Origin of the sequence: Mesorhizobium sp. LSJC285A00 (genome assembly GCF_000503155.1) — a bacterium.
Taxonomy (GTDB): Bacteria; Pseudomonadota; Alphaproteobacteria; order Rhizobiales; family Rhizobiaceae; genus Mesorhizobium.
On sequence record NZ_AYVK01000005.1, the window covers coordinates 131,495 to 154,139 of the forward strand.

Annotated in this window: 23 protein-coding genes; 18 read left to right on the forward strand and 5 right to left on the reverse strand. The window is 62.3% G+C overall.

All coding sequences use genetic code 11. The annotated features are described in order from the left end of the window. Positions 1–212: 212 nt before the first annotated feature. The 10 genes from X726_RS161415 (at position 213) to X726_RS161375 (ending at position 11,674) form a co-directional block, all read left to right on the forward strand. Positions 213–1,145: an ABC transporter permease gene (locus tag X726_RS161415; protein WP_245272072.1), complete on the forward strand. Its 933-nt coding sequence runs from the start codon at positions 213–215 to the stop codon at positions 1,143–1,145. A gap of 129 nt (positions 1,146–1,274) precedes the next feature. Beyond that, complete coding sequence (locus X726_RS161410; protein WP_023668529.1) at positions 1,275–2,213, forward strand: sugar ABC transporter substrate-binding protein; 939 nt, start codon at positions 1,275–1,277, stop codon at positions 2,211–2,213. A gap of 30 nt (positions 2,214–2,243) precedes the next feature. Beyond that, entirely contained in the window at positions 2,244–3,752 is a 1,509-nt protein-coding gene (locus X726_RS161405; RefSeq protein WP_023668530.1) for a sugar ABC transporter ATP-binding protein, read from the forward strand. Positions 3,753–3,858: 106 nt separating this feature from the next. Next, positions 3,859–4,623, forward strand: coding sequence for an SDR family oxidoreductase (locus tag X726_RS161400; protein WP_023668531.1), 765 nt, complete (start codon positions 3,859–3,861; stop codon positions 4,621–4,623). A 9-nt stretch (positions 4,624–4,632) separates the two neighbouring features. After that, positions 4,633–5,418, forward strand: a complete 786-nt coding sequence (locus tag X726_RS161395; RefSeq protein WP_023668532.1) for an SDR family oxidoreductase — start codon at positions 4,633–4,635, stop codon at positions 5,416–5,418. Positions 5,419–5,841: 423 nt separating this feature from the next. Then, positions 5,842–6,816 carry an ABC transporter substrate-binding protein gene (locus tag X726_RS161390; protein WP_023709181.1) on the forward strand — a complete coding sequence of 325 codons (975 nt, stop codon included), beginning with the start codon at positions 5,842–5,844 and terminating at the stop codon, positions 6,814–6,816. A 70-nt stretch (positions 6,817–6,886) separates the two neighbouring features. Next, positions 6,887–7,966: a glycine betaine/L-proline ABC transporter ATP-binding protein gene (locus X726_RS161385; RefSeq protein ID WP_023668534.1), complete on the forward strand. Its 1,080-nt coding sequence runs from the start codon at positions 6,887–6,889 to the stop codon at positions 7,964–7,966. Continuing rightward, a complete protein-coding gene (locus tag X726_RS161380) occupies positions 7,963–9,942 on the forward strand; it encodes an ABC transporter permease subunit (protein ID WP_023668535.1) in 1,980 nt (659 codons plus the stop codon). The genes X726_RS161385 and X726_RS161380 overlap by 4 nt, the downstream gene beginning before the upstream one ends. Positions 9,943–9,949: 7 nt before the next feature. After that, positions 9,950–10,753: a hypothetical protein gene (locus X726_RS1000000167945; protein WP_023668536.1), complete on the forward strand. Its 804-nt coding sequence runs from the start codon at positions 9,950–9,952 to the stop codon at positions 10,751–10,753. A gap of 387 nt (positions 10,754–11,140) precedes the next feature. Further along, complete coding sequence (locus tag X726_RS161375; RefSeq protein ID WP_023668537.1) at positions 11,141–11,674, forward strand: hypothetical protein; 534 nt, start codon at positions 11,141–11,143, stop codon at positions 11,672–11,674. Between the two features lie 76 nt (positions 11,675–11,750). Here X726_RS161375 and X726_RS161370 read toward each other — a convergent pair whose 3' ends face one another. Continuing rightward, complete coding sequence (locus X726_RS161370) at positions 11,751–13,109, reverse strand: NAD(P)/FAD-dependent oxidoreductase (protein ID WP_023668538.1); 1,359 nt, start codon at positions 13,107–13,109, stop codon at positions 11,751–11,753. Between the two features lie 267 nt (positions 13,110–13,376). Here X726_RS161370 and X726_RS161365 point away from each other — a divergent pair, with 267 nt between their 5' ends. Next, positions 13,377–14,090: an XRE family transcriptional regulator gene (locus tag X726_RS161365; protein ID WP_023668539.1), complete on the forward strand. Its 714-nt coding sequence runs from the start codon at positions 13,377–13,379 to the stop codon at positions 14,088–14,090. 164 nt (positions 14,091–14,254) lie between these two features. Here X726_RS161365 and X726_RS161360 read toward each other — a convergent pair whose 3' ends face one another. From X726_RS161360 to X726_RS161345, 4 genes are read right to left on the reverse strand one after another with little or no spacing between them, the layout of a single operon-like run. Next, positions 14,255–15,295: a DUF3445 domain-containing protein gene (locus X726_RS161360; RefSeq protein ID WP_023668540.1), complete on the reverse strand. Its 1,041-nt coding sequence runs from the start codon at positions 15,293–15,295 to the stop codon at positions 14,255–14,257. 9 nt (positions 15,296–15,304) lie between these two features. Beyond that, entirely contained in the window at positions 15,305–16,270 is a 966-nt protein-coding gene (locus tag X726_RS161355; protein ID WP_023668541.1) for a PDR/VanB family oxidoreductase, read from the reverse strand. Beyond that, positions 16,267–16,863, reverse strand: a complete 597-nt coding sequence (locus tag X726_RS161350) for a dimethylamine monooxygenase subunit DmmA family protein (protein ID WP_023668542.1) — start codon at positions 16,861–16,863, stop codon at positions 16,267–16,269. The genes X726_RS161355 and X726_RS161350 overlap by 4 nt, the downstream gene beginning before the upstream one ends. 42 nt (positions 16,864–16,905) lie before the next feature. Further along, entirely contained in the window at positions 16,906–18,039 is a 1,134-nt protein-coding gene (locus X726_RS161345; protein ID WP_023668543.1) for an aminomethyltransferase family protein, read from the reverse strand. Between the two features lie 184 nt (positions 18,040–18,223). Between X726_RS161345 and X726_RS161340 the strand changes: the two genes are divergently transcribed. The 7 genes from X726_RS161340 (at position 18,224) to X726_RS161310 (ending at position 22,641) form a co-directional block, all read left to right on the forward strand. Continuing rightward, positions 18,224–18,610, forward strand: a complete 387-nt coding sequence (locus tag X726_RS161340; protein WP_245261080.1) for a hypothetical protein — start codon at positions 18,224–18,226, stop codon at positions 18,608–18,610. Between the two features lie 28 nt (positions 18,611–18,638). Further along, positions 18,639–19,016, forward strand: coding sequence for a hypothetical protein (locus X726_RS161335; protein WP_023668545.1), 378 nt, complete (start codon positions 18,639–18,641; stop codon positions 19,014–19,016). 27 nt (positions 19,017–19,043) lie between these two features. Next, a complete protein-coding gene (locus tag X726_RS1000000168570; protein ID WP_023668546.1) occupies positions 19,044–19,205 on the forward strand; it encodes a hypothetical protein in 162 nt (53 codons plus the stop codon). Between the two features lie 14 nt (positions 19,206–19,219). After that, positions 19,220–20,614, forward strand: a complete 1,395-nt coding sequence (locus X726_RS161325) for an APC family permease (protein WP_023668547.1) — start codon at positions 19,220–19,222, stop codon at positions 20,612–20,614. 42 nt (positions 20,615–20,656) lie between these two features. Continuing rightward, positions 20,657–21,346 (forward strand): hypothetical protein, encoded by a 690-nt coding sequence (locus tag X726_RS161320; protein ID WP_023704841.1) that lies wholly within the window; start codon positions 20,657–20,659, stop codon positions 21,344–21,346. Beyond that, a complete protein-coding gene (locus X726_RS161315) occupies positions 21,343–21,660 on the forward strand; it encodes a hypothetical protein (RefSeq protein WP_023668549.1) in 318 nt (105 codons plus the stop codon). Before X726_RS161320 ends, X726_RS161315 begins: the two co-directional genes overlap by 4 nt. 84 nt (positions 21,661–21,744) lie before the next feature. Further along, on the forward strand, positions 21,745–22,641 hold the full coding sequence (locus X726_RS161310) for a glutamine amidotransferase family protein (protein ID WP_023668550.1): 897 nt from the start codon (positions 21,745–21,747) through the stop codon (positions 22,639–22,641). The last annotated feature ends 4 nt before the right edge of the window (positions 22,642–22,645 follow it).

Consider the following 22,645-nt stretch of genomic DNA (forward strand, 5'->3'; position numbering starts at 1 on the left):
TCTAATGAACAGTTTAGCTGAACAAAATTGCATATCAAAGATAAATTGTTCACAGGGAGGTGCCTGGTGAACAAGAGCGGACGGCAGGCCATCGCCGTTTCGCTGACGGAGGAGACGAAGTGGCCGTGAGTAATGATGCAAGCGAGTCGAAGGCTGGCGAGTTGAAAGCCGCGCCCGGCACTCAAGGTGCGACGGCCGCGAAGCTTTCGGCGCTGTTTGCCGGAACCATGGGGCCGCTGATCGGGCTGCTGCTGCTTTGCCTGGCGTTGACGTTGACCACCGACACGTTCCTCACCATGCGCAACATCCTCAACGTACTCGACCAGATCACCGTGCTCGGCATCATGGCAATCGGCATGACGCTGGTGATCCTGATCGGCGGCATCGATCTCTCGGTCGGCTCGGTGCTGGCGCTGGCCGCCATGGTGATGGGCTTCGTCGCCCACCCCGACTATCTCAATCTCGGCCTTGCCGCCGGCGTCGTTGCAGCACTGGTCGTCGCCGGCCTTTGCGGACTGGTGTCCGGCCTGCTGGTGACCGTCACCCGGCTGCCGCCGTTCATCGCGACGCTGGCGATGATGTCGGTGGCGCGCGGCCTTGCCAACATGATCACCGACGGTTCGCAGATCGTCGGCTTTCCCGACTGGTTCACCAGCCTGTCGATCATCCGCCATTTCGGCTTCCTGTCGGTCACAGTCGGGGTGATGATGGTGCTGGCGATCGTCTTCGCCATCTTCCTCAACTACCGCGCCACCGGCCGCAGCCTTTACGCCATCGGCGGCAGCGCCGAGGTGGCGCGGCTCTCCGGCATTCCGGTGAAGTCGCTGACCAACTGGGTCTACGCCATCTGCGGCGTGCTTGCGGGTCTTGCCGGCATTGTGCTTGCCGCGCGGCTGGATTCGGTGCAGCCGAGTTCCGGCCTCGGCTATGAGCTCGACACCATCGCGGCGGTGGTGATCGGCGGCGCCAGCCTGTCGGGCGGCGTCGGCTCGATCGGCGGCACCGCGGTCGGCGTGCTCATCATCGGCGTGCTGCGCAACGGGCTCAATCTGCTCGGCGTCTCGCCCTTCATCCAGCAGGTGGTGATCGGCGCGGTGATCGCGCTGGCGGTCGCCAGCGATACCTGGCGGCGCAGGGCGCGATAGAGAACGGGGCACAATTGAGAATTCGCCCGGAGCGTCCGGGCGATAGACGGATCGGTCGATCCGAAACTGGGATGTTCCAAGGGGCGCGATGCGCTGGCGGGACAGTTTGACTATCAACGGAGGAAAAACATGCTGACCAAACGTTCACTGCTGCTCGCCGCTGCCGCCATCATTCCTATGCTCGGGCTGACCGACATGGCCTCGGCCAAGGAGGCCAAGAAACTCGGCCTCGCCGTGGCCAATTTGCAGGCCGACTTCTTCAACCAGATCAAGCAGTCGGTCGAAGCCTACGGCAAGGAGAAGGGCATCGAGATCGTCACCGTCGACGCCAAGGGCGATTCAGCGACCCAGGTCAGCCAGGTCCAGGATCTGATCACGCAGAACATCGACGCGCTGATCTACATTCCGGCCGGCGCCACAGCCGCCACCGTGCCGACCAAGACCGCCAAGGCTGCCGGCATCCCGGTCGTCAATGTCGACCGCAACGCCGACGGCGCGCCCGGCGACACCTTCATCGCCACCAACAGTGTCGCCTCGGCGCAGGCGGTGTGCGACTACATCGCCAAGCAGGCCGGCGGCAAAGGCGAACTGATCATCATCCACGGCCAGAAGGGCACCACGCCGGAAGTCGATCGCTCGAAGGGCTGCGGCGAAGCGCTCAAGGCCTATCCCGATATCAAGGTGGTCGGCGAATTGTGGAGCGAAGGCTGGCACCAGGACGAAGGCTTCAAGCTGACGCAGGACCTGCTGCAGTCGCATCCCGATGTCTCCATCGTCATCGGCCAGGCCGATGCGCTGGCGCTGGGCGCGGCACAGGCGGTCAAGGTCGCCAATCCCGGCCACAAGGTCTGGGTTGCCGGCTTCGATGGCGACGTGGCCGCACTCAAGGCGCTGAAGGACGGCGTGTTCGACGTCACCGCGACGCAGCAGACGCAAGGCATGGGCCGGCTCGCCGTTGATGCGGCGATCAAGCTGGTGGCCGGCGAAAGCGTTCCGGCCGAGCAGCTGCAGGATGCGACGCTGACCACCAAGGACAATGTCGAGCAGTTCATCGCCAAGCACCCGTAACCTGCGGCACCGCTTAGAGAGAGCGCCACGATGTCTCCTGATCCTCGCCACAGCGAAAGCCCGCACAACGGGCTTTTCGTCAACGGCCTCTGCAAGAGCTACGGACCGGTCCAGGTCCTGGCCGATGCGAGCTTCGAGGTGCGGCCGGGCGAGGTTGTGGCGCTGCTCGGCGAAAACGGCGCCGGCAAGTCGACGGTGTCCAATATCATCGCCGGCTCGACCCGGCCCGACGCGGGCACCATCATCTGGCGGGGGAAGCCCTATTCCCCCGCCTCGCCCGCCGCCGCCATCGATGCCGGTGTGGGCATGATCCATCAGGAACTGAAGCTGCTGCCGGATCTGTCGGTGGCGGAGAACGTCTATGTCGGGCGCCTGCCGATGCGCGGCGGCCGCATCGACCGCGCAGCGATGAACGCCAAGGCCTCGGCGCAGTTGAAGCGGCTTGGCCTCGACGTCTCGCCCGAGCGCAAGGTGGGCACGCTGCGCATCGCCGCCCAGCAACAGGTCGAGATCGCCAAGGCGTTGACGCTCAATGCCGAATTGCTGATCTTCGACGAACCGACCGCAGCGCTTGGCGGCGAGGAAACGGAGCTTTTGTTCCAGCAGATCCGCAAGCTCAAGGCGGAGGGCATGTCCTTCATCTACATCAGCCATCGTCTCGACGAGATCGCGCAGATTGCCGACCGCGTGGTTGTGATGCGCGACGGACGCATCGTCGCCCGCCACGAACGCGCCGATATTCCCGTGCGCACAGTAGTGGAGCAGATGGTCGGCCGCTCGGTCGAGCGGATGTTCCCACACTTGACGCCGCCGCGCGAGGAGACGCTGCTCGAGGTCGACAACCTGTCCTCGCCGGAGAAGAGCTTCAACAACGTTTCCTTCTCGGTCAAAGCAGGCGAGATCCTCGGCATTGCCGGGTTGATCGGCGCCGGCCGCACCGAACTGGTGCGGGCGATCGCCGGCGCCGATCCGATCTCGTCGGGCTCGGTGCGCGTTGCCGGCAAATCGGTGCATCTCAGCGGGCCGGCGGCAGCGATCAAGGCCGGCGTCGTGCTGGTGCCGGAAGACCGCAAGGCGCAAGGCGTCGTGCTCGACCAGACCATCGGCGAGAATTTGGCGTTCGGCAATTTCGACCATGTCGCGCCGAAGGGCTGGGTGTTTCCGAAAGCGGTGCAGAAATTCGCCGAAGCCGGCATCGCAAGGCTCGGGGTCAAGGGCAAACCTGGCCAGGCGGTCAGCAAGCTTTCCGGCGGCAACCAGCAGAAGGTGATCATCGCCAAATGGGTGTCACGCCCGCCGAAGGTGTTCATCCTCGATGAGCCGACGCGCGGTATCGATGTCGGTGCGCGCGCTGCGATCTACGACGTCATCGCCGACCTCGCCCGTTCCGGCATGGCGGTGGTGGTGGTGAGCTCCGACCTCGAGGAGGTGCTGGGGCTGTCGCACCGCGTGCTGGTGCTGAGCCGCGGCCGCCAGCGCGGCATTCTCGGCCGCAGCGAGGCCAGCAATGTCGCGGTGATGGAACTCGCCACGAGCTGAGGACAGGAGTCGGAACAAAGCGCAGCAGGTGGTATCCTCCCAAGGACCGGACCGCGCGGGGCGCCAGCAAAGACTAGCGCCCCTTCATTTCAGGAGGGGGAACAACATGAAACTATTCGATCTCAGCGGCGACGTAGCGGTGGTAACAGGCGCCGGCAGCGGCATTGGCCAGGCCATTGCCATCGGGCTCGCCGAAGCCGGCGCCGACATAGCCTGTTTCGGCCATGCCTCGAAAGGCGGGCTGGATGAGACCGCGCACAGGATCGCCGTGCTTGGCCGCAAGGCGGTGGTGCTGACCGGGACGGTGACGTCGGAGGCCGACCTGGCGACCGCAGTCGAGCGCACGGAAAAGGAGCTCGGCGCGCTGACCATCGCCGTCAACAATGCCGGCATTGCAGGAGCCGAGGCCGCCGAGACGCTGTCGCTGGAGAAATGGCAGAAAATCTACGACGTGAATGTCAGCGGCGTGTTCCTGTCCTGCCAGGCCGAAGCGCGCGCCATGCTGACGCGGCGCAAGGGCTCGATCATCAACATCGCCTCCATGTCGGGTTCGATCGTCAATCGCGGCCTGACCCAGGCGCATTACAATTCGTCGAAGGCGGCGGTCATCCACATGTCGAAAAGCCTCGCCATGGAATGGGCCGATCGCGGCCTGCGCGTCAATGTGGTGAGCCCAGGCTACACGCTGACGCCGATGAACAAGCGGCCGGAGGTCGCCGAACAGATCAAGATCTTCGAACGCGACACGCCCATGGGGCGCATGGCGACGCCGGAAGAGATGGTCGGCCCGACCGTGTTCCTGGCCAGCCGCGCCGCGAGTTACGTCACCGGCATCGACCTGATCGTCGATGGCGGTTTTGTCTGCTGGTAAGGAGAAAAGATGCAGAAGCGTTTTGAAGGCAAGACTGCGGTCATCACCGGCGCGAGCGGTGGCATCGGCGCGGCGATGGCGAAGCGCTTCGCCGAGGAAGGTGCCGCGGTCGTGGTCAGCGCCATCGATACCCGCGTCGAGGACGTCGCCGCCGGCCTGAAAGCGGCAGGCGCCAAGGTCGCGTCGATGCGCATGGACGTTACCAGGAAGTATGAGGTCACCGCGCTTTACGACCTCGCCGAGAAGGAATTCGGCCGTGTCGACATTTCGGTGCAGAATGCCGGCGTCATCACCATCGCCCGGATCGAGGCGATGACCGAGGCCGAGTGGGACAAGGTGATGGCCGTCAACACCAAGGGCGTGTTCCTGTGCTGCCAGGAAGCGATCGCGCGCATTCGCAAGCATGGCGACGGCGGCCGGCTGATCAACACGGCATCGGGCCAGGCGCGGCAGGGTTTCATCTACACGCCGCACTATGCGGCGTCGAAGTTCGGCGTCGTCGGCATTACCCAGAGCCTGGCCAAGGAAGTGGCCAAGGAAAAGATCACCGTCAACGCCATCTGCCCCGGCATCATCGACACCGACATGTGGGCCTATAATGACGCAGCGTGGGGCAAGCTGATGGGTGACTACAAGCCCGGCGAGCTGATGGCCGAATGGGTGAAGAACATCCCGATGGGACGCGCCGGCAGCGGCGAGGACGTGTCCGGCCTGGTCAGCTTTCTCGCCAGCGACGACGCCACCTACATCACCGGCCAAACCATCAATGTCGATGGCGGCCTGATCATGTCGTGAACGTCAGCTCTGGCGGTTGGCAATCGCCAGTCTGAAATTCCGCAGTGCACAGGGCATCAGCCGTTGCGCCGCATGAACGTTGGTATATATAATTTCATCCCATGAAACGGCCTGGCGGGGATGGGGCTTGCCGGCCGAGACCATGGGACCTTGATGGCTCGCACGTCTGAGAGCGCCGCTGGAGCGGCGATCGATCCGTTGACGATTGCTCACGCAGCAATCCATCCGATGCCATGACGCGGGCCCGCCCGGCATCACATAAACACCAAGTCGAGCAACCATTTCGCCTGCGCAAGTTGCGGCCGCGGCACTGGCTTGGTGCGAACGAGCTTGCGTAACGACCCGCCTTTCCAACACAATCAAGAAAAGACGCAAGAAGGGAACGATCAAGAAATTTCCACATGGTTTGACAGGAGAACAAGCATGTCATTTCGCAGTGTGATTTCGAACCTATCAATGGGAGCCTTGGCGCTTGCCGCCGCAAGTGCGCTTACATCACCGGTCCACGCAGCAGCACCTGAATCCAACGACCCGATCAAGATCGCGCTGTTCGACTGGACCAGCGTCAACCTCAACGCCAAGATCCTTGGCGGTATCCTCGAAAAGCTCGGCTATACCGTCGAATATCCGACAGCCGACTACCTCTCCAGCCTGACCACCGGCCTCACCAATGGCGACCTCGATGTCGGCCTGGAGTTCTGGGACACGACGGCCGGCGAAGCGATGAAGGCTTCAGACGCCACCGGCCAGACCGAGCGGCTCGGCAAGCTCGGGCCGAAGGCCAAGGAGGAATGGTGGTTTCCCGAATATATGAAGGAGAAATGCCCCGGCCTGCCCAATTGGGAAGCGCTGAAGGACCCGAAATGCGCCGAGGCGTTCTCGACAGCGGAGACGGCGCCGAAGGGCCGCTATCTCGGCGGCCCGGTAACCTGGGAAGGCTTTGACGACGAGCGCGTCGAGGCGCTGAAGCTGCCCTTCACCGTCATCCATGCCGGCACCGACGCGGCGATGTTCGCCGAGTTGGACTCGGCCTATCAGCGCAAGGCGCCGATCATGCTGTGGATCTATTCGCCGCATTGGGCGCCGGCCAAGTACAAGGGCGAGTGGGTCGAATTCCCGGAGTATACGCCCGAGTGCTACACCGACCCGAAATGGGGCACCAACCCGGATGCCAAATATGATTGCGGCAAACCGCATGGCGAAATCTGGAAATACTCCTGGTCCGGCATGAAGGACAAATGGCCGGTCGCCTACAAGGTGGCCAAGGCGTACACGATCGACACCGATGAGCTCAACAAGATGAGCGGCGAGATCGACCTCGGCGGCAAGACGCCCGAAGATGTCGCCGCCGCCTGGATCGCCGCCCACGAAGCAGACTGGAAAGCCTGGGCGCAGTGATCGCCTGACTGGAAGCCAGACCCGGCCCTAGCGGCCGGGTCTTATCTCCATTTTCCAGAAGGACCATTGGATGACGGAAGCGACTGAACCGCAGGCAACTGGCACGCCGGAGGATGTGCGGCCGATAAAGCTTGCCTGCCGTAATGTCTGGAAACTGTTCGGATCGAACGCGGCCAGCTTCATCCGCGAGCGTGACGGCAAGGCCAGCATGGCCGACATCGCCGCGGCCGGACTGGTCGGCGCGGTGCGCGCCGTCGATCTCGAAATCCGCCAGGGCGAGATTTTCATCATTATGGGGCTGTCCGGCTCCGGCAAGTCGACGCTGGTGCGCTGCATGTCGCGGCTGGTCGAGCCGACCCACGGCAAGGTCGAATTCGAAGGCAACGATCTGCTCAAGATTTCCGATTCGGCGCTGATCGAACTGCGGCGCCATCGCATGGGCATGGTGTTCCAGAATTTCGCGCTGCTGCCGCATCTGAACGTGCTGGAGAACATTGCCTTCCCGCTGAGTATCCAGGGCCAAGACCGGCCGACGCGCGAAGCGAGAGCGCGGGAGGTGATCGATCTCGTGGGCTTACGCGGCCGCGAGCATTTCTATCCGCGCGAACTCTCCGGCGGCCAGCAGCAGCGCGTCGGCATTGCCCGCAGCCTCGCGACCAAGCCGGAGATCTGGTTCCTCGACGAGCCGTTCTCGGCGCTTGACCCATTGATCCGCCGCGAGATGCAGGACGAGCTGATGCGGCTGCAGACCATGCTGCACAAGACCATCGTTTTCATCACCCATGATTTCGACGAGGCGATCAGGCTGGCCGACCGCATCGCCATCATGAAGGACGGCGAGGTCATCCAGATCGGCACACCGGAGCAACTGGTGGTCAATCCGGCGACCGACTATGTCGCCGAATTCACCCGGGATGTCGACCGCGCCAAGGTGATTTCGGCGCGCAGCCTGATGCGTGCCCTGGATGGCTCCGAGCATGGCGGCACGGTTTCGCCCGACGCCAGGATCGCCAGCTTCTCGGCCAGCATCGTCGCTTCGGGCAAGCCGTTCGCGGTGGTCAACGGCAGCGGCAAGTCGATCGGCGAGGTGACGCCGCAAGCCGTGATCGGACTGCTGGCCGGCATCGACAAGCAAAGAGCTGGCGCATGACGGTCACGGCAAGCGCCAGCCAAACGACGCCGCCGGTTCAGCGCTGGCTGCTGGTCTGGGCTCTCGCGCTGGCCGCCGTGCTGGTGGTGTTTCTGCTGCAGGACAGACTGCCCTGGGCCGTCGACTATCCGGCCGAGGCGGTTATCCCGGTCGCCGACTGGGTCAGCGCGCTGATGCGCTGGATCAAGTCGAACTTGTCCTGGCTGACCCGCTCGATCACCGCGGTGCTCGGCGTCCCGCTCGATTTCGCGCTCGACCTGCTGGCCAAGAATCTCAAGATCGGCCACGGCGCCGATGCCTATGTCCTGCCGCGCCTGTCCTGGGTCGGCGTCTGCGCCGCCGCCTTCATCGCCGGGCACGCCGCGGGCGGTAGAAGGCTTGGCATGCTGGTCGGCGGCTGCTTCCTCTACACCGCGCTGTTCGGCCAATGGACCAGCGCCATGCTGACGCTGGCGCTGATTTCCATCGCGGTGCCGTTCTGCATCGTCACCGGCCTGTTCGCCGGCATCTGGGCGTGGCGCAAGCCATGGGCCGAGCGGCTGATCATCTCACCTGCCCTCGATTTGATGCAGACCATCCCGACCTTCGCCTATCTCATCCCGATGCTGCTCCTGTTCGGCAACAGCCCGGTCTCGGCGATGATCGCCACCGCCATCTTCGCCACGCCGCCCATGGTGCGAGCAACGATGCTGGGTCTGTCGCGGGTGCCCTCCGAGATCGACGATTTCTCAGAGATGGCCGGCTGCACGGCGCGGCAGAAATTGTGGCGCGTGCTGCTGCCGTCGGCGCGGCCGACACTGATGATCGGCGTCAACCAGGTGATCATGCTGACGCTGAACATGGTGATCATCGCCTCGATGATCGGCGCCGGCGGCCTCGGCTACGATGTGCTGCTGGCGCTGCGTGCGCTGAAGGTCGGCGAAGCGATGGAAGCCGGGCTCGCCATTGTGGCGCTCGCAATCGCGCTCGACCGGCTGAGCCAGGCGATCGCGCATAAGCAGGCAAAAGGCCACGTTCAACGGCAGGTGAACCAGAGCGTTTGGCGGCGCTATCCCAATCTGTCGCTGGCCATCGCCATCCTGGTCGTGACGACGCTGCTCGGCCTGTTCGTACCGGCCTTCGCGGCGGTGCCGAAGGCGATCACCTTCACCACTGCGCCATTGTGGAAGGCGGCGGTGAGCTGGGTGACGATCAACTTCTTCGACGTGATCGAAGCGTTTCGCGTGGCGCTCATCCTCAATGTACTGAACCCGCTGCGCGCCTTCTGCGAAGGCTTTCCGTGGCTCGGCGCGGTGGCCCTGCTCGGCCTCGCCGGCTACCAGCTCGGTGGCCTGCGTCTCGCCGCCCTCGTCGCGGCGCTGACCGCATTCTGCGCCGTCACCGGCCTTTGGGAAAAGACCATGGGCACGGTCTATCTCTGCGGCATCTCGGCCTTCATCGCCTGCCTGATCGGCATTCCGATCGGTCTCGCGGCCGCCCGCAGCGACCGCTTCGAAAAGATCGTCACGCCCATCATCGACACGCTGCAGGTGCTGCCGTCCTTCTGCTTCATCATTCCCGTGGTGATGCTGTTCCGGGTCGGCGACGTCACCGCCATGATCGCAACGGTCGCCTTCGCCGTGGTGCCGGCGATCCGCTACACCAATCACGGCATCCGGCAAGTGCCGCCAGCGCTGATCGAGGTGGCGAAGGTGTCGGGCTGCACACCGCGCCAGACTTTCTTTCGCGTGCAACTTCCTTTGGCGCTTCCCGAAATCATGCTCGGCGTCAACCAGACGATCCTGATGGCGCTGGCGATGATCATCATCTGCGCCATGGTCGGCACACGCGACCTCGGCCAGGAAGTCTTCATCGCGCTGTCCAAGGCCGATTCCGGACGCGGCATTGTCGCGGGTCTCGCCATCGCTTTCATCGGCATCGTCGCAGACCGGCTGTTCAATGCCTGGACGGCGAAGGCGCGGGCAAGACTAGGATAATTGTTGAATGTCCAATCCCGGCGAACCGCCTTTTGCCGTACTCGTCTTCGACATGGCCAAGACCGGCGAGCCGGACGGGGAGCACGTAGTTTCGGGGTTTGAGACGCTGGAGGCGGCGACGTCCTACGCCATTGCGCGGGTTCGCGCCTCGGTGGAGGAGTTGCGCAAGCCCGGCATCGCCACTGCTGAGCTTCGCCAGCTCTGGCACCTCTATGGCGAAGACTGTTCGGTTCTGAACGCCGGAGTACGCGGCAGCGATCTACTCGACGATTTCATTGCGACGCCGTCGATGCCGGCCGAATGCAACTGGCAAGTTCTCGCGCCAAGGCTGCGCCGCTTCCGCGCCTCGCTGCTGATCTCCAACGGCAACAACGAATCCGTCTGGGCGGGCGGCTTCTTTCGCTCGACCTACAGGCTGACGCGAGACGGCCTCCTCGAGCGCTTTGGCGACGACGCCATTGCCGCCTTCAAGGCCAAGGGGATCGAGCCGGCGGAGCCGACGAAGCTCATGGTCGCCAATTACTTCGAGCTGCCCGACCCGCCCTACCCGCCGCCAGGCGTGACGCTGCGATCCTGGAAGGTCGAGGTCGGTTTCGTCTGCCATGACGTGAAGTTCGGCGGCGGCGCCGCCGGCATCTTCGCCTGGCCGCAAGAGCCCACCGACTGGGCGCTCAGAACCATGCAGTTCCTGCTGATGGCCGACATGATGGCCATGCGCGGCGATGGCCCCGACTGGGCCAACGACTGCGACGTTCTCTCCGTCAAGGTCACCGAGACCGATGCACCTGCCGACTATCCGCTGGAGACTTAGGTCTGGCTCGACACTGTGCTGGAGCTTCCAGTTGCGGCACACATCGAGCACAGCGAGCACGATGAGCAAGTAGGGCACAACGAGCACGTAGAGCACGGGATCATTGGCAAAATGTCATTGTTTTTAAAGGGAAAAAAAAATCGCTTATGCCATATCTAGCTAGATATGGAAAAATAGCTTACAACTCGAAACTTGAGTGTTTCGAACTTCAGATTTCTCGCATTCAGGTCTGCATATCTAAGTATTTGATTTTGTTATATATTCCTCCTATATTTCATTTGATCTGTTGCACAGGCGCACCCTCTAGGGATTTCCACCACTCTAGAGTCCAAGCAACAGCTCTCGGGCCGGGGTCCATACCCGGCCCACCTTCTAACGGAGACTATCATGTCTAAACGACCAAAAAAATACATAGACAAGGCACTCGCGCTTCGCGCTCGCCTTTGGAGCGACCTGATCGAAGATGAGCTTTGGTTTCATAAGAAGTACGACGGTTTCGTAACTATCCCTCGAACCATGCCCCTGATCATGTCGATTATCGACGATCTGACAAAAGGCACCCCGGCTTCGTCGACGTATCTCGATCTGTGGTGCCGAACGTATCCTGAAATGTATGTCAGTCTTTCGGAACAGACCAAGCTTGCCTATGGCTCCGGATTTACCGGCCAGCGTGCGCGCCGCACCTGGCAGGAACGCATTCGGCTTCTAAGCGAACTCGGATTTATTCGCACCGCCGAGGGCATGGCAGGCGAATTCTCTCATGCTGTAGTAATTAATCCTCACGTGGCGCTGAAGCGTCTCAAAGACCAAAAGCATCCGGGCTTACTGATGTCCAAATATAATGCTCTGCTTGAGAGGGCAGGCGAAGTTGGTGCGCCCGACGTCGATCAAGATCCGAAGGCGCCAAAAACCATAGCTTGAACTGAGCGACGCAATCCATTCTAAGTGGCGCGCAGTCTCACGGTGCAGTCCCAGCCAGCCTTGCGGTTGATACGGCCTATTCCGCCGCCACGCCCTTCACCTGGAGATAGCTTTCCATCGAGTCGTCCAGCGCCTGCAGCCAGGGCGTATGGTGCAATGGCGCCATGGTGCCGGTCATCAGCGAGCGATAGGCGTGGTCGCGAAAGCTCATAATGTCTTCCGCCTTGTGGTGCTCCCATTCCATGAAGGTCTGGTTGACCGCCTCGACGTCGAAGCCGGGATAGTCGGTCTGGTCCATCAATTCCTTGGTGTAGTCGCCCTGGAACCAGATCATCTGCTCGGCGTCTTCCAGCGTCTCTTCGCGTGCCCGCCACTTGGCGCCGTGCTCGGCCATCGCCTGTACCGACGGCAGCTTGATGCGGCCCATGATGACGTCACGGGCGAACCAGGCCTGGGCGTCGAACATGTTGAAAGTGTAGAACTGGTCCTGCATGCCGATATAGGACAGTTTCGGGTTCTTCTCCCACACGACGCCCTCATAGAGCCCGTCCGGCCACATGCGGTTGGCGGTCTTCAGCTTCAGCTCTTCCGTGAGGAACGGGAAGGAATGCAGGTAGCCGGTGCACAGGATGATGGCGTCGACGTCCTTGGTGGTGCCATCCTTGAAGTGCGCCGTCTTGCCGACGACCTTCTGCAGCAGCGGTACTTCCTTCCAGTTCTCCGGCCATTTGAACCCCATCGGTTTAGAGCGGTAGCTGGAAGTGATCGATCTGGCGCCGTATTTGTAGCACTGCGAGCCGATGTCCTCGGCAGAATAGGAGCGGCCGATGATCAGTATGTCCTTGCCCTTGAACTCCATGGCATCGCGGAAATCATGGCTGTGCAGGATACGGCCGTTGAACGTCGAAAAGCCTTCGAAATAGGGAACGTTGGGAACCGAGAAATGCCCTGAGGCAACGACGACATTGTCGAACTCCTCGGAGTAGGTGACGTCGTTCGTGCGGTCATGCGCGGTGACGGTGAATTTTCTCGTCTCGTCCGAGAAGGTCACCATGCGCACCGGACTGTTGAAGCGCACCCATTTGCGCAGGCCTGATTTCTCGACGCGGCCCTTGATGTAGTCCCACAAAACGGCGCGCGGCGGGTAGGAGCCGATCGGACGGCCGAAATGCTCCTCGAATGTGTAGTCGGCGAATTCAAGGCATTCCTTTGGCCCGTTCGACCAGAGGTAGCGGTACATCGAGCCGTGGACGGGATCGCCGTGCTCGTCGAGGCCGGTGCGCCAGGTGTAGTTCCACAGCCCGCCCCAGTCCGACTGCTTTTCGAAGCAGACGATTTCGGGGATCTCGGCGCCCTTGTCGGCAGCCGACTTGAAGGCCCTGAGCTGGGCCAGACCGGATGGCCCCGCTCCAATGACGGCAACGCGCGTTTTCATGGCAGGCCTCCCGGTGTCATTCGATTTTTGGAATTGCTCTTACGAAACAAATTTCACTCACAGGACAGTAATTGCCTCTTGGATGCTGTCAACAGGCCTTGTGGAGAAACCGCGTTTCGCCCCAGCGGATTTCCGGAAAAACGGATGACGGCGTAAATCCTGTTCGGACACCATTCGACTTAACGGGCTTGCTGCGCGGTTGCGTTTCTGTATCGGCACCGAATATGTTCACCTGGAGTGAAATAATCATGGGGATTCGGGGGCGAGATGGCGAAGACAGGTTCCGACTCCAAGACTGCTTCGACAAGGGCAAAGCCACCGGCAAAGGCCTCCGTGGACGGAAAAACCATCCGCGCGCCGCTGACGCAGAATCCGCACGCCATTCGCGACACGCGCGAAAAAGTGCTGGAGGTGGCGATCGGGCGCGAGGTGCGCGCCTTCCGCAAGAAGCTCGGCATCACCGTTGCCGATCTCGCCGTCGCCACCGATATTTCGCTGGGCATGCTGTCGAAGATCGAGAACGGCATCACCTCGCCGTCGCTGACCACACTGCAGGCGCTGTCGAGGGCGCTCGGCGTTCCCGTCACCGCCTTCTTCCGCCGATTCGAGGAAGAGCGCAGCGCCGTCTTCGTCAAGGCCGGCGAAGGGCTAGATGTCGAACGCCGCGGCACCCGCGCCGGCCATCAATACAATCTGCTCGGCCATATCGGCTCCAACACCAGCGGCGTCGTCGTCGAGCCCTATCTGATTACGCTGACCGAGGATTCGGATGTGTTCCCGACCTTCCAGCATGAGGGCATGGAATTCCTCTATATGCTGGAGGGCGAGGTGGTGTACCGGCACGGCAGCAACCTCTATCCGATGAAGCCGGGCGACAGCCTGTTCTTCGACGCCGACGCGCCGCACGGGCCGGAGCAACTGACAAAACTGCCGATGCGGTATTTGTCGATCATTTGCTATCCGCAGAATAGCGCTGGGTAATCGGACCGCCGCAGCCCCTTACCCGGATTGCCAAGGCCGAATTGCAAGAGCAATTCGGGGCAATCCGACCTCTCCCCGAGGGGAGAGGAGTCTGGCGTCAGCGCTGGCGATCTCTTCTCCGCTCGGGGAGAAGGTGGCCGCGCAGCGGCCGGATGAGGGGGCCTTTAGTCCGGCCCGAACCCCGGTGACGTCGCACTGCCATCATCCAGCTTCGACAGCCATTCCACCAATGTCGGCCGATACCGCGTCAGGCCCTTGTAGGTGGCCAGCTCTTCCGGCAAATCCCGGATCACCCGGTGCAGTCGTCTTGCCCATTTCGGCTGTGTCACCAGTTCGTCCATCTTGATGAGATAGCAGCGGATCGGGAAGACGATGCCGTTCGAGCGCGGCAGGCGCCAGAAGCTTTGCAGTTCGACGCGCAGATGCACCTTGTCGCCGACATTTTCGGGCGTCACCGTCGCGCGGTCCGGGCCCCATTTGTGGTAATTCTCCGGGCTGGTGTCGAGGCGCGGGTTGATGGTCATCGTCCAGTTGAGACGCCGCGCCGGCTTGCCCTGCTGGATGTTGGTGAGGAACTTCAGCGCCCTGACGAAAATCCCCTTCTCATGCGCCAGCGGCACCGGCGCGTGCCATTCGAAGAAATTCATGCCGATGTCGAAATCGAGCGACCAGTCGGCCTGAGTGGTGACCATGCCGGCGTCCATCCAAAGATTGCCGTCGCGCTGATCGAGAATGCAGAAATCACCCTGGCTCTGGCGGGTGATGTACTCCATCGGCCCGTAAGGCAGTGTCGAGGTGTCGCCGAAGGTGAAGGTGTCGTCGATGCCGAGCGGCCGGTTGATCCAGCGCCAGCGATCGCCGTCGCGGGTCAGGGTGAAATGCTCGGGATAGCCAAGTGCCTGTTGCTCCATCAAAAGTTCGAGCAGGTCCCAGCCGGCCAGCGTCATATGCGGCAGCGACTGGCAGCGCAGCGGATCCTCGGCCAGCACCAGTGCACGGTCCTGCATCTCGGCGACATAGTGCTCGTCGACGTCGATCAGGTTTTCCAGAACGCTGCCCTTGGGGCCAACCACATGCGGCTCGATGTTGACCGCATACATGTAGGCGTCTTCGTGGAACGGGAACGGAAACCGCCTGATGTGTTCCGGGCTGTTCCTGAAGGTGAAATCGTCCCGAAACGTTTCCTTGCGAAAGGTGATGCCCAAGCTCGCCTCCTATCTTTCCAGGACCAGCGACTTGCCTTCGAAGCGCGACACGCACGGCATGATCTTGCAGCCGGAACGGTGGTCTTCCTCGCTCAGCCAGTGGTCGTTGTGGATGAACTTGCCGTCATACGAGATGACGTTGGTCTCGCACTGGCCGCAGACACCGCCGCGGCAGAGATAGGGCGGATCGACGCCGGCGGCCTCGATGGCTTCGAGCAGGCTCTGCTGCTCGCCGACGCGGATGGACTTGGCGCTGACGGCAAGTGTGACGTCGAACGGCAGGCCGGGCTGGGGTGCCGCGAAATGCTCGTAATGCACGGTCTCCGCCGGCCAGCCGAGAGCCGTGGCGCGCTCGCGCACCCAGTTGATCATGCCGGCCGGGCCGCAGACATAGAGATGGGTGCCGAGCGGCTGCGAGGACAAGAGACGGTCGAGTTCGATGCGCTCGTCGCGGTCGTCGTGATAGAGCTGGACGCGACGGCCATAGCGCTCCTGCAGCACATCGGCATAGGTGCCGAGCGAGGCGGTGCGGCAGGTGTAGTGCAGCTCGAAATTGCCGCCGGACCCGGCGAGCTGCGCGGTCTGCGCCATGAACGGCGTGATACCGATGCCGCCGGCAAGCATCAGATGTTTCTTTGCCCTGAGGTCGAGCGAGAACAGATTGACGGGGTAGCTGACCACCATCTCCAGGCCGGGCTTGACGCTCCGGTGCATGAACAACGAGCCGCCGCGGCCGACATCGTCGCGGCGCACCGAGATGGTGTATTCGCGGGTGTCGAGCGGCGATCCCATCAGCGAATAGGGATTCAGCCTTGTGCGGTCGCCATCGCGCATCTCGACCACGACATGGGCGCCGCCGGAAAAGGTCGGCAAAAGCTCACCGTCACGGCGGCGGAAATGGAAGCGCGTCACCAGTTCGTTGACCGGGACGACGTCGCTGACGACGACATCGAGCTTGGTGGTGCCGGCGCTCATGGGAAGACCTCCTCGATGGGAGGAATCTCCGAGCGATCCTCGGCATTTATGCAGACGCCCTGGAATGCTGCCAGCCGTCGCGAATAATGATCGCGCACCAGAAGCAGCAGGCCGCAATGCGCGCAGGTGGCCGGCTGCGTCGTCACATTTTCGGTGATGCCTTTGCAATGCACGCACTGCATGCGCCGCGCCAATGAGCCGCGATGCTCGGTCTGCATGGAGGTATGATCGATGCCGGCTTCGAGCGCCACCTGCATGGCCTGGCCGATCAGCCCTTCGGTGCCGGCGAGATAGAGGCGCAGGCCCATATGCGCGTTGGCAAGCGTCTGCTTCAGCCGGGGCAGCAGGCTGGCGAAGGTTGGCGCGACATGAAATTGCGCGGACTTCAGTGCCTCAAGAGCGGCAACGTGCTTGCCGTCGGCCCCGGGAATGAAGACGATTTCGGCGCCGTCGAAGAAGCCGGGGGGCGCCGTCCTTGCCATATCGACGATCGCCAGCGCGCCTTCCGCATCCGCCACGAAAAGATGATGCTTGCCGGGCTGCGGGGACAGGGTTCCGTAAATGGGCCGGCTGATGATCGTTTTGGCTGCCATTCTCTACTTCGTACCTCGAAACCCCTCGCTGTCGATTGTGCCTCAGCCTTTCGCCGTGCGCTTGGTCTTTTTGGGATCGTCGAAGGGCAGAGGCTGCGCCGTCGCCCTGATCGAACCGCTCTTGTTGCGGATCTCGAGCTTGGTGTCCTTGACCGCGCAGTCGACGTCGAGGCGGGCGATGCCCATCGATTTCTCGACCAGCGGCGAATACATGGCGCAGGTGACCACGCCCACCTTTTTGCCGTCGCGATAGACCGGCGCGCCCTCATCCGCGGGTTGCTTGCCGTCGAGCAGCACGCCGTAGATCTTGAAGCGCTCCTTGCCCTTGAGGCGGTAATGCTCTTCGGCGCCGCGAAAGCCGGTCTTGCCGGGGCTGACGGTGAAGTCGAGGCCGAGCTCCCACAGCGTGTCGCCGGGGCCTTCGTTCTCGAACGGATATTTCTGCGAGTTGTCATAGGGATAAAACAGCAAATAACTTTCGACGCGCAGCATATCGAGCGTGGTGAAGCGGCACGGAATGATGCCGGCGCTCTTGCCCTCGTCGAGGATCCTGTCCCAGATCGTGCCGGCGTCCTGGCCGCGGCAGAATATCTCGTAGCCGCGCTCGCCGGTATAGCCGGTGCGCGAGATCATGACGGGAAAGCCGAACAGCTGCGTCTGCATATGATGGAAATAGTTGAGGTCGCGAATGCCCGGCACATGCTTTGAGAGATAGTCGACCGCGGTCGGTCCCTGCAGCGACAGGTCGTGCAGATTGTCGTCGAAGCGCAGCGATACGTCGCGGCCGACGGAAGCGCGCTGCAATTCCTCATGGCCGGTGCCGGAGCCGTGCACCACCATCCAGGCGTTCGGCCCGGTGCGGTAGAGGATGCAGTCGTCGGTGAATTTTCCGGCCTCGTTCAGCATGCAGGCATAGGCCGACTTGCCGGGATAGATCTTCTCCACGTCGCGCGTCGTTGCCAGGTCGATGAGGTGTGAGGCGTGCGGCCCGGTGATGTGAACCTTCTTCAGGCCCGACACATCCATCAGCCCGGCCCTGGTGCGGATGGCGGTGTATTCCTCGTCGGCGTCCTTGTCGTAGGTCCAGGCGGTGCCCATGCCGCTCCAGTCTTCGAGCTTCGAGCCTAACGCGCGATGGCGATCCGCCAGGGTCGAAAATCTCCAGGATGCCGTCATCCGCAAATCCTCCGTTCGAAAATTCTATTGTGTTCCCGGCTCCCTGCGCGAGGCGGGAGCATTTGGTCGAATATTGATCGCAAACGTCCTGATGCCGCAATACCCGGAAGCAAATAATTTCATTGTCAGGCAAAATTCGCGGCTGGGGACAAACGGTTAACCCAACGTAAAATCGGCTTGACAATTGCTGGATTCGGCCCGAATTTATGAAAAAAATTTCACTCTGTTGAAAGAGGGCAGCGGGCGGCCAATTCGGGGTCGGGCGCTGGAAAAGGGGAAACCGATGTCAGACCTGCAGCAGCGCATCGAAGCGCTGTACCGTTCCGACCTGCGCGGATCCGCGCTCCTGATCATCTGCCTTTGGGCGACGATCCTCTTCGTGCTTGTCATGACATGGCCCTACATCCCGGACACCGGGATCAAGATCGTCGTCGCTATCGCTGCCGCCGCCGTGCTGATCTTCAATACGGCCGCCATCCTGGCGATGGTCAATCACTACAAGGAAGACAAGGACTTCATCTACGGTCTCGACATCAAGAACGCCGACGCGGCCCGCAACCGCAAGTCCTGAAAACAGAACGTCCTGAGGGGTAGAAGTCATGTCGCGCTACACGCCGCCGGAACAAGGCAAGGCCGGGCAGATTTTCGATATCGTGGTCGTCGTGGTCGCCATTTTCGTGGCGCTGTGGCTGCCATTGAAACTCGGCCTGGCGGGTGCGGCGAAATCCATCGACGCGCTCGATGCCAAAACCTGGGAAGCGTTGGGACAGAACCCGACCATGGCCTCGATCTGGGAAAAGCTCGGCTATACGCCGGAGACCGCGCACGACATCATCCAGAACCGCTTCCACTACATCATCGACTGGCCGACGCTGATCATCATGGCGGCGGTGCTGATCGGCTATTTCGTCTTCCTGTTCCGCGCCTCCGACCGCGAATATCGCGACGTCATCAACGAAAAGTTCGACGACAAGTAACGCCAGAGATTTTGGGGAAGCACGCTCATGTGGGTCGCACTCTCTTACGCATCGTGGGGCATCTCGGTCGTGCTTGCGCTGTGGATGCTCTACGACTGGTTCAAGATCGACACGACCTATTCCGAGGAGGTGCTGACTTCCTCGCGCGAAGGCGAGCTTGAAGCCGCTTCCGAAAAACACCGGATCTGAGTGGGGATTGAACAATGACGATCACGCTTGAACCGGCAATACACGGCGACAGGGTTTCACTGCTACGCGTGCTCGGCCCGGCCCATGTCTGGGCGCTTGGCGTCGGCATCGTGCTGGTCGGCGAATTCACCGGCTGGAATTTCTCGGCCGACAAGGGCGGCGCACTGGCGGCGCTGATCGTCTGCTGGGTGGTCGGGCTCTTGTACACTTCGGTCGCCATGATCGACTCCGAGGTGACATCGACGGTTGCCGCCGCCGGCGGCCAATACGCGCAGGCCAAGCACATTGTCGGGCCGCTGATGGCCTTCAACGTCGCGCTGTTCCTGGTCTTTGCCTACACCATGCTGGAGGTTTCGGACGCCATCCTGCTCGGCGACACCATCGTCGCCAAGGCCGGCGTCGAAGGGCTCACCCACAACTCCTTCATTGCCGCCACCATCGTCGTGCTGGCATGGCTGAACTATCGCGGCGTGCTGATGACGCTCAACGTCAACTTCGTCATCACGGCGATAGCCTATGTCTCGATCGTTATCCTGTTCTTCTCGGTCAGCCCCTGGACGCAGGGTGCTGTGCTGAAGCTCAACGAACTGGTCACCCCCGGCAATGCGCTGCCCTATGGCTGGATCGGCGTCATCGCGGCCTTCCAGTTCGGCATCTGGTACTATCTCGGCATCGAAGGCACCACGCAGGCCGCCGAGGAAGTGCGCTCGCCGGCGCGTTCGCTGCCTTACGGCACCATGGCCGGCATGATCACGCTTTTGATCGCCGCCGCCATGACCTGGTATGTCTGCGCCTCGCTGATGCCCTGGGAGTACCTCGGTATCACCTATTATCCCTTGTGGGACGCCGGCAAGCTGACCGGCAGCCCGCTGCTGGAAAACCTGTTGTTCGTCGCCACGCTGCTCGCGGCACTGGCGTCGGCCAATGGCTGTATCAACGATGCGGCCCGCGCGTGGTTCTCGCTTGGACGCGACCGCTATCTGCCGACATGGTTCTCGGCCGTGCACCCGAAATACCGCACGCCCTATCGCTCGATCCTGTTCCTGTTGCCGATCGCGCTCGCCTTCGCCTTCATCGCCGACCTCAACCAGGCGATCACCTTCTCAATCCTGTCGGGCGTGCTGCAATACACCTTCATGAGCATAAACATCATGATGTTCCGCAAAAAGTGGCCGCTGGGCACGATCCGCCGCGGCTATACGCACCCGTTCCACCCGATCCCGGCGATCGTGCTGTTTTGCCTCTGCGTGGTGACCTTCTTTGCGATCTTCCTCGGCTACGGCACGCAGCTGATCGCCATGGTCGCCTTCTACTTCCTGATCTCGCTGTGGTTCCACTTCTACCGTTACCGCTATGTGCGCCGCGGCGACCAGTTCACCATGCCCTGGCCGAAGCCGCAGGGCTATTGACAGGAGAGGGCCTGCCGGTCTGGGCGGGCATGGCGTGACGAGGTGTCTGACGTGACGACAGCATTGCTGGCCGGGGCGGTCGCCGTGGCTCTCGTCCTGCACCTCGCCTGGCATACGCGCGCCAGCCGCAAAAAGGCCAAGGCTGATCTTGCAGCCGAGGCAGCCAGCATCCGGACCGTCATCACAGATGCCGTTGATGTCTCCGATGGCACAGCCGGCGTTGTCACCTGGGCCGGCACATGGAACGGACAGCGCGTGCAGCTGCGCACCATCGTCGACACGCTGGCAACGCGAAAGCTGCCGGCGCGATGGTTGAGTGTCACGATCACAGAGCCGGTTGCGGTGCCGGCGACCTTCGACATGATGATGCGGCCGGGCTCGCCGACGACCTTCTCCAATTTCGATCATCTTCAGCATACGCTGCCGAAGGCTCCGGGATTTCCGGCTGAAGCCGTGCTGCGAACCGACCTCAGGGCGGCGCGCTTTCCGCAGAACCTGATCGCCAGCCATCTCGACATCTTTGCCGAAGGCCGCGCCAAGGAACTCTTGATCACCCCGAACGGCGTGCGCATCGTCTGGCTGCTGGCCGAGGCCGAGCGGGCGCGCTACGGCGTGTTCCGGCAGGCCGCATTCGGCGGCGCAAGGCTGGATCCAACGCTGGTCGAGAGACTGCTGACCTCGGCCTCAGTGCTGCGCGATGCCATCAACCGACAGGAAAGGCAGGTCGCATGAGCGCACCCGCACCGACAAACCCGTATCTGGTGCTCGGCGCTGCCATCGTCTTACCGGCCAGCGGCCACGTCATTCTGGGCGTGCCCGTGCGCGGCCTGCAGTTCCTGTTCTTCATGGTGATCCTCGCCTGGGTGACGGCCAAGATCGCGCCGGCCGATGCCAGCTTCGTCGGCCGCCACGCCGGCGGCTTCCTGATCTATGCGCTGTCGATCCTCGATGCCTACAGAATAGCCCGCATCCGCACCGCCACATGGATTCACAGCGCCCGCGACGGCGGCGATAGTTCACAAGGCCGCATCGAGCCGGATACGTAACTACAGGAATATTTTTTTCATACGATTGAATTCGCACGACGCATTCGATACATCATCGTCTAGTGGTAACGTCGGGAGGCTGACATGTGTGGAATCGTCGGACTTTTTCTGAAAGACAAGTCGCTTGAGCCGCAGCTCGGCTCGATGCTGTCGCAGATGCTGATATCGCTCAGCGATCGCGGCCCCGACAGCGCCGGCATTGCCATCTATGGCGCGCCTTCCAGGAATGAAGCCAAGATCACCATCCAGTCCGCGAAGCCCGAGCGCGATTTCCGCGGCCTCGACGCCGAACTCGCGAAGGCCATCGGCGCGCCGGTGAGCATAGCGGTGAAGTCCACCCATGCAGTGTTGAGAACCGCGCCCGACAAGGTCGATGCCGCGCGCGAAGCGCTGCAGTCAATCCGCCCCGACGTGCGCATCATGGGCGCCGGCGAAGCGGTGGAAATCTACAAGGAAGTCGGTCTGCCGGAAGCGGTCGTCGACCGCTTCGACGTCCGCTCGATGACCGGCACGCATGGCATCGGCCATACCCGCATGGCGACGGAATCGGCCGTCACCACTATGGGCGCGCATCCGTTCTCGACCGGCGCCGACCAGTGCCTGGTGCACAATGGCTCGCTGTCCAACCACAACAATGTGCGGCGTGAGCTGGTGCGGGAGGGCATGAAATTCGAGACCGAGAACGACACCGAGGTCGCCGCCGCCTATCTCTCCTCGCAGATGGCGCATGGCAAGAACCTCGGCGAGGCGCTGGAAGGCACGCTGTCCGACCTCGACGGCTTCTTCACCTTCGTCGTCGGCACCAAGAACGGTTTCGGCGTGGTGCGCGATCCGATCGCCTGCAAGCCCGCCGTCATGGCCGAGACCGACCAGTATGTCGCCTTTGGCTCGGAATATCGGGCGCTGACCAAGCTGCCCGGCATAGACAATGCGAGGGTCTGGGAGCCGGAACCCGCAACCGTCTATTTCTGGGAGCATTGAGCCC

Coding starts and splice junctions, on each gene's coding strand:
- X726_RS161410 (WP_023668529.1), top strand. CDS start 1,275: ATGCTGACCAAACGTTCACTGCTGCTCGCCGCTGCCGCCATCATTCCT.
- X726_RS161405 (WP_023668530.1), top strand. CDS start 2,244: ATGTCTCCTGATCCTCGCCACAGCGAAAGCCCGCACAACGGGCTTTTC.
- X726_RS161400 (WP_023668531.1), top strand. CDS start 3,859: ATGAAACTATTCGATCTCAGCGGCGACGTAGCGGTGGTAACAGGCGCC.
- X726_RS161395 (WP_023668532.1), top strand. CDS start 4,633: ATGCAGAAGCGTTTTGAAGGCAAGACTGCGGTCATCACCGGCGCGAGC.
- X726_RS161390 (WP_023709181.1), top strand. CDS start 5,842: ATGTCATTTCGCAGTGTGATTTCGAACCTATCAATGGGAGCCTTGGCG.
- X726_RS161385 (WP_023668534.1), top strand. CDS start 6,887: ATGACGGAAGCGACTGAACCGCAGGCAACTGGCACGCCGGAGGATGTG.
- X726_RS161380 (WP_023668535.1), top strand. CDS start 7,963: ATGACGGTCACGGCAAGCGCCAGCCAAACGACGCCGCCGGTTCAGCGC.
- X726_RS1000000167945 (WP_023668536.1), top strand. CDS start 9,950: ATGTCCAATCCCGGCGAACCGCCTTTTGCCGTACTCGTCTTCGACATG.
- X726_RS161375 (WP_023668537.1), top strand. CDS start 11,141: ATGTCTAAACGACCAAAAAAATACATAGACAAGGCACTCGCGCTTCGC.
- X726_RS161370 (WP_023668538.1), bottom strand. CDS start 13,109: ATGAAAACGCGCGTTGCCGTCATTGGAGCGGGGCCATCCGGTCTGGCC.
- X726_RS161365 (WP_023668539.1), top strand. CDS start 13,377: ATGGCGAAGACAGGTTCCGACTCCAAGACTGCTTCGACAAGGGCAAAG.
- X726_RS161355 (WP_023668541.1), bottom strand. CDS start 16,270: ATGAGCGCCGGCACCACCAAGCTCGATGTCGTCGTCAGCGACGTCGTC.
- X726_RS161350 (WP_023668542.1), bottom strand. CDS start 16,863: ATGGCAGCCAAAACGATCATCAGCCGGCCCATTTACGGAACCCTGTCC.
- X726_RS161345 (WP_023668543.1), bottom strand. CDS start 18,039: ATGACGGCATCCTGGAGATTTTCGACCCTGGCGGATCGCCATCGCGCG.
- X726_RS161335 (WP_023668545.1), top strand. CDS start 18,639: ATGTCGCGCTACACGCCGCCGGAACAAGGCAAGGCCGGGCAGATTTTC.
- X726_RS1000000168570 (WP_023668546.1), top strand. CDS start 19,044: ATGTGGGTCGCACTCTCTTACGCATCGTGGGGCATCTCGGTCGTGCTT.
- X726_RS161325 (WP_023668547.1), top strand. CDS start 19,220: ATGACGATCACGCTTGAACCGGCAATACACGGCGACAGGGTTTCACTG.
- X726_RS161315 (WP_023668549.1), top strand. CDS start 21,343: ATGAGCGCACCCGCACCGACAAACCCGTATCTGGTGCTCGGCGCTGCC.
- X726_RS161310 (WP_023668550.1), top strand. CDS start 21,745: ATGTGTGGAATCGTCGGACTTTTTCTGAAAGACAAGTCGCTTGAGCCG.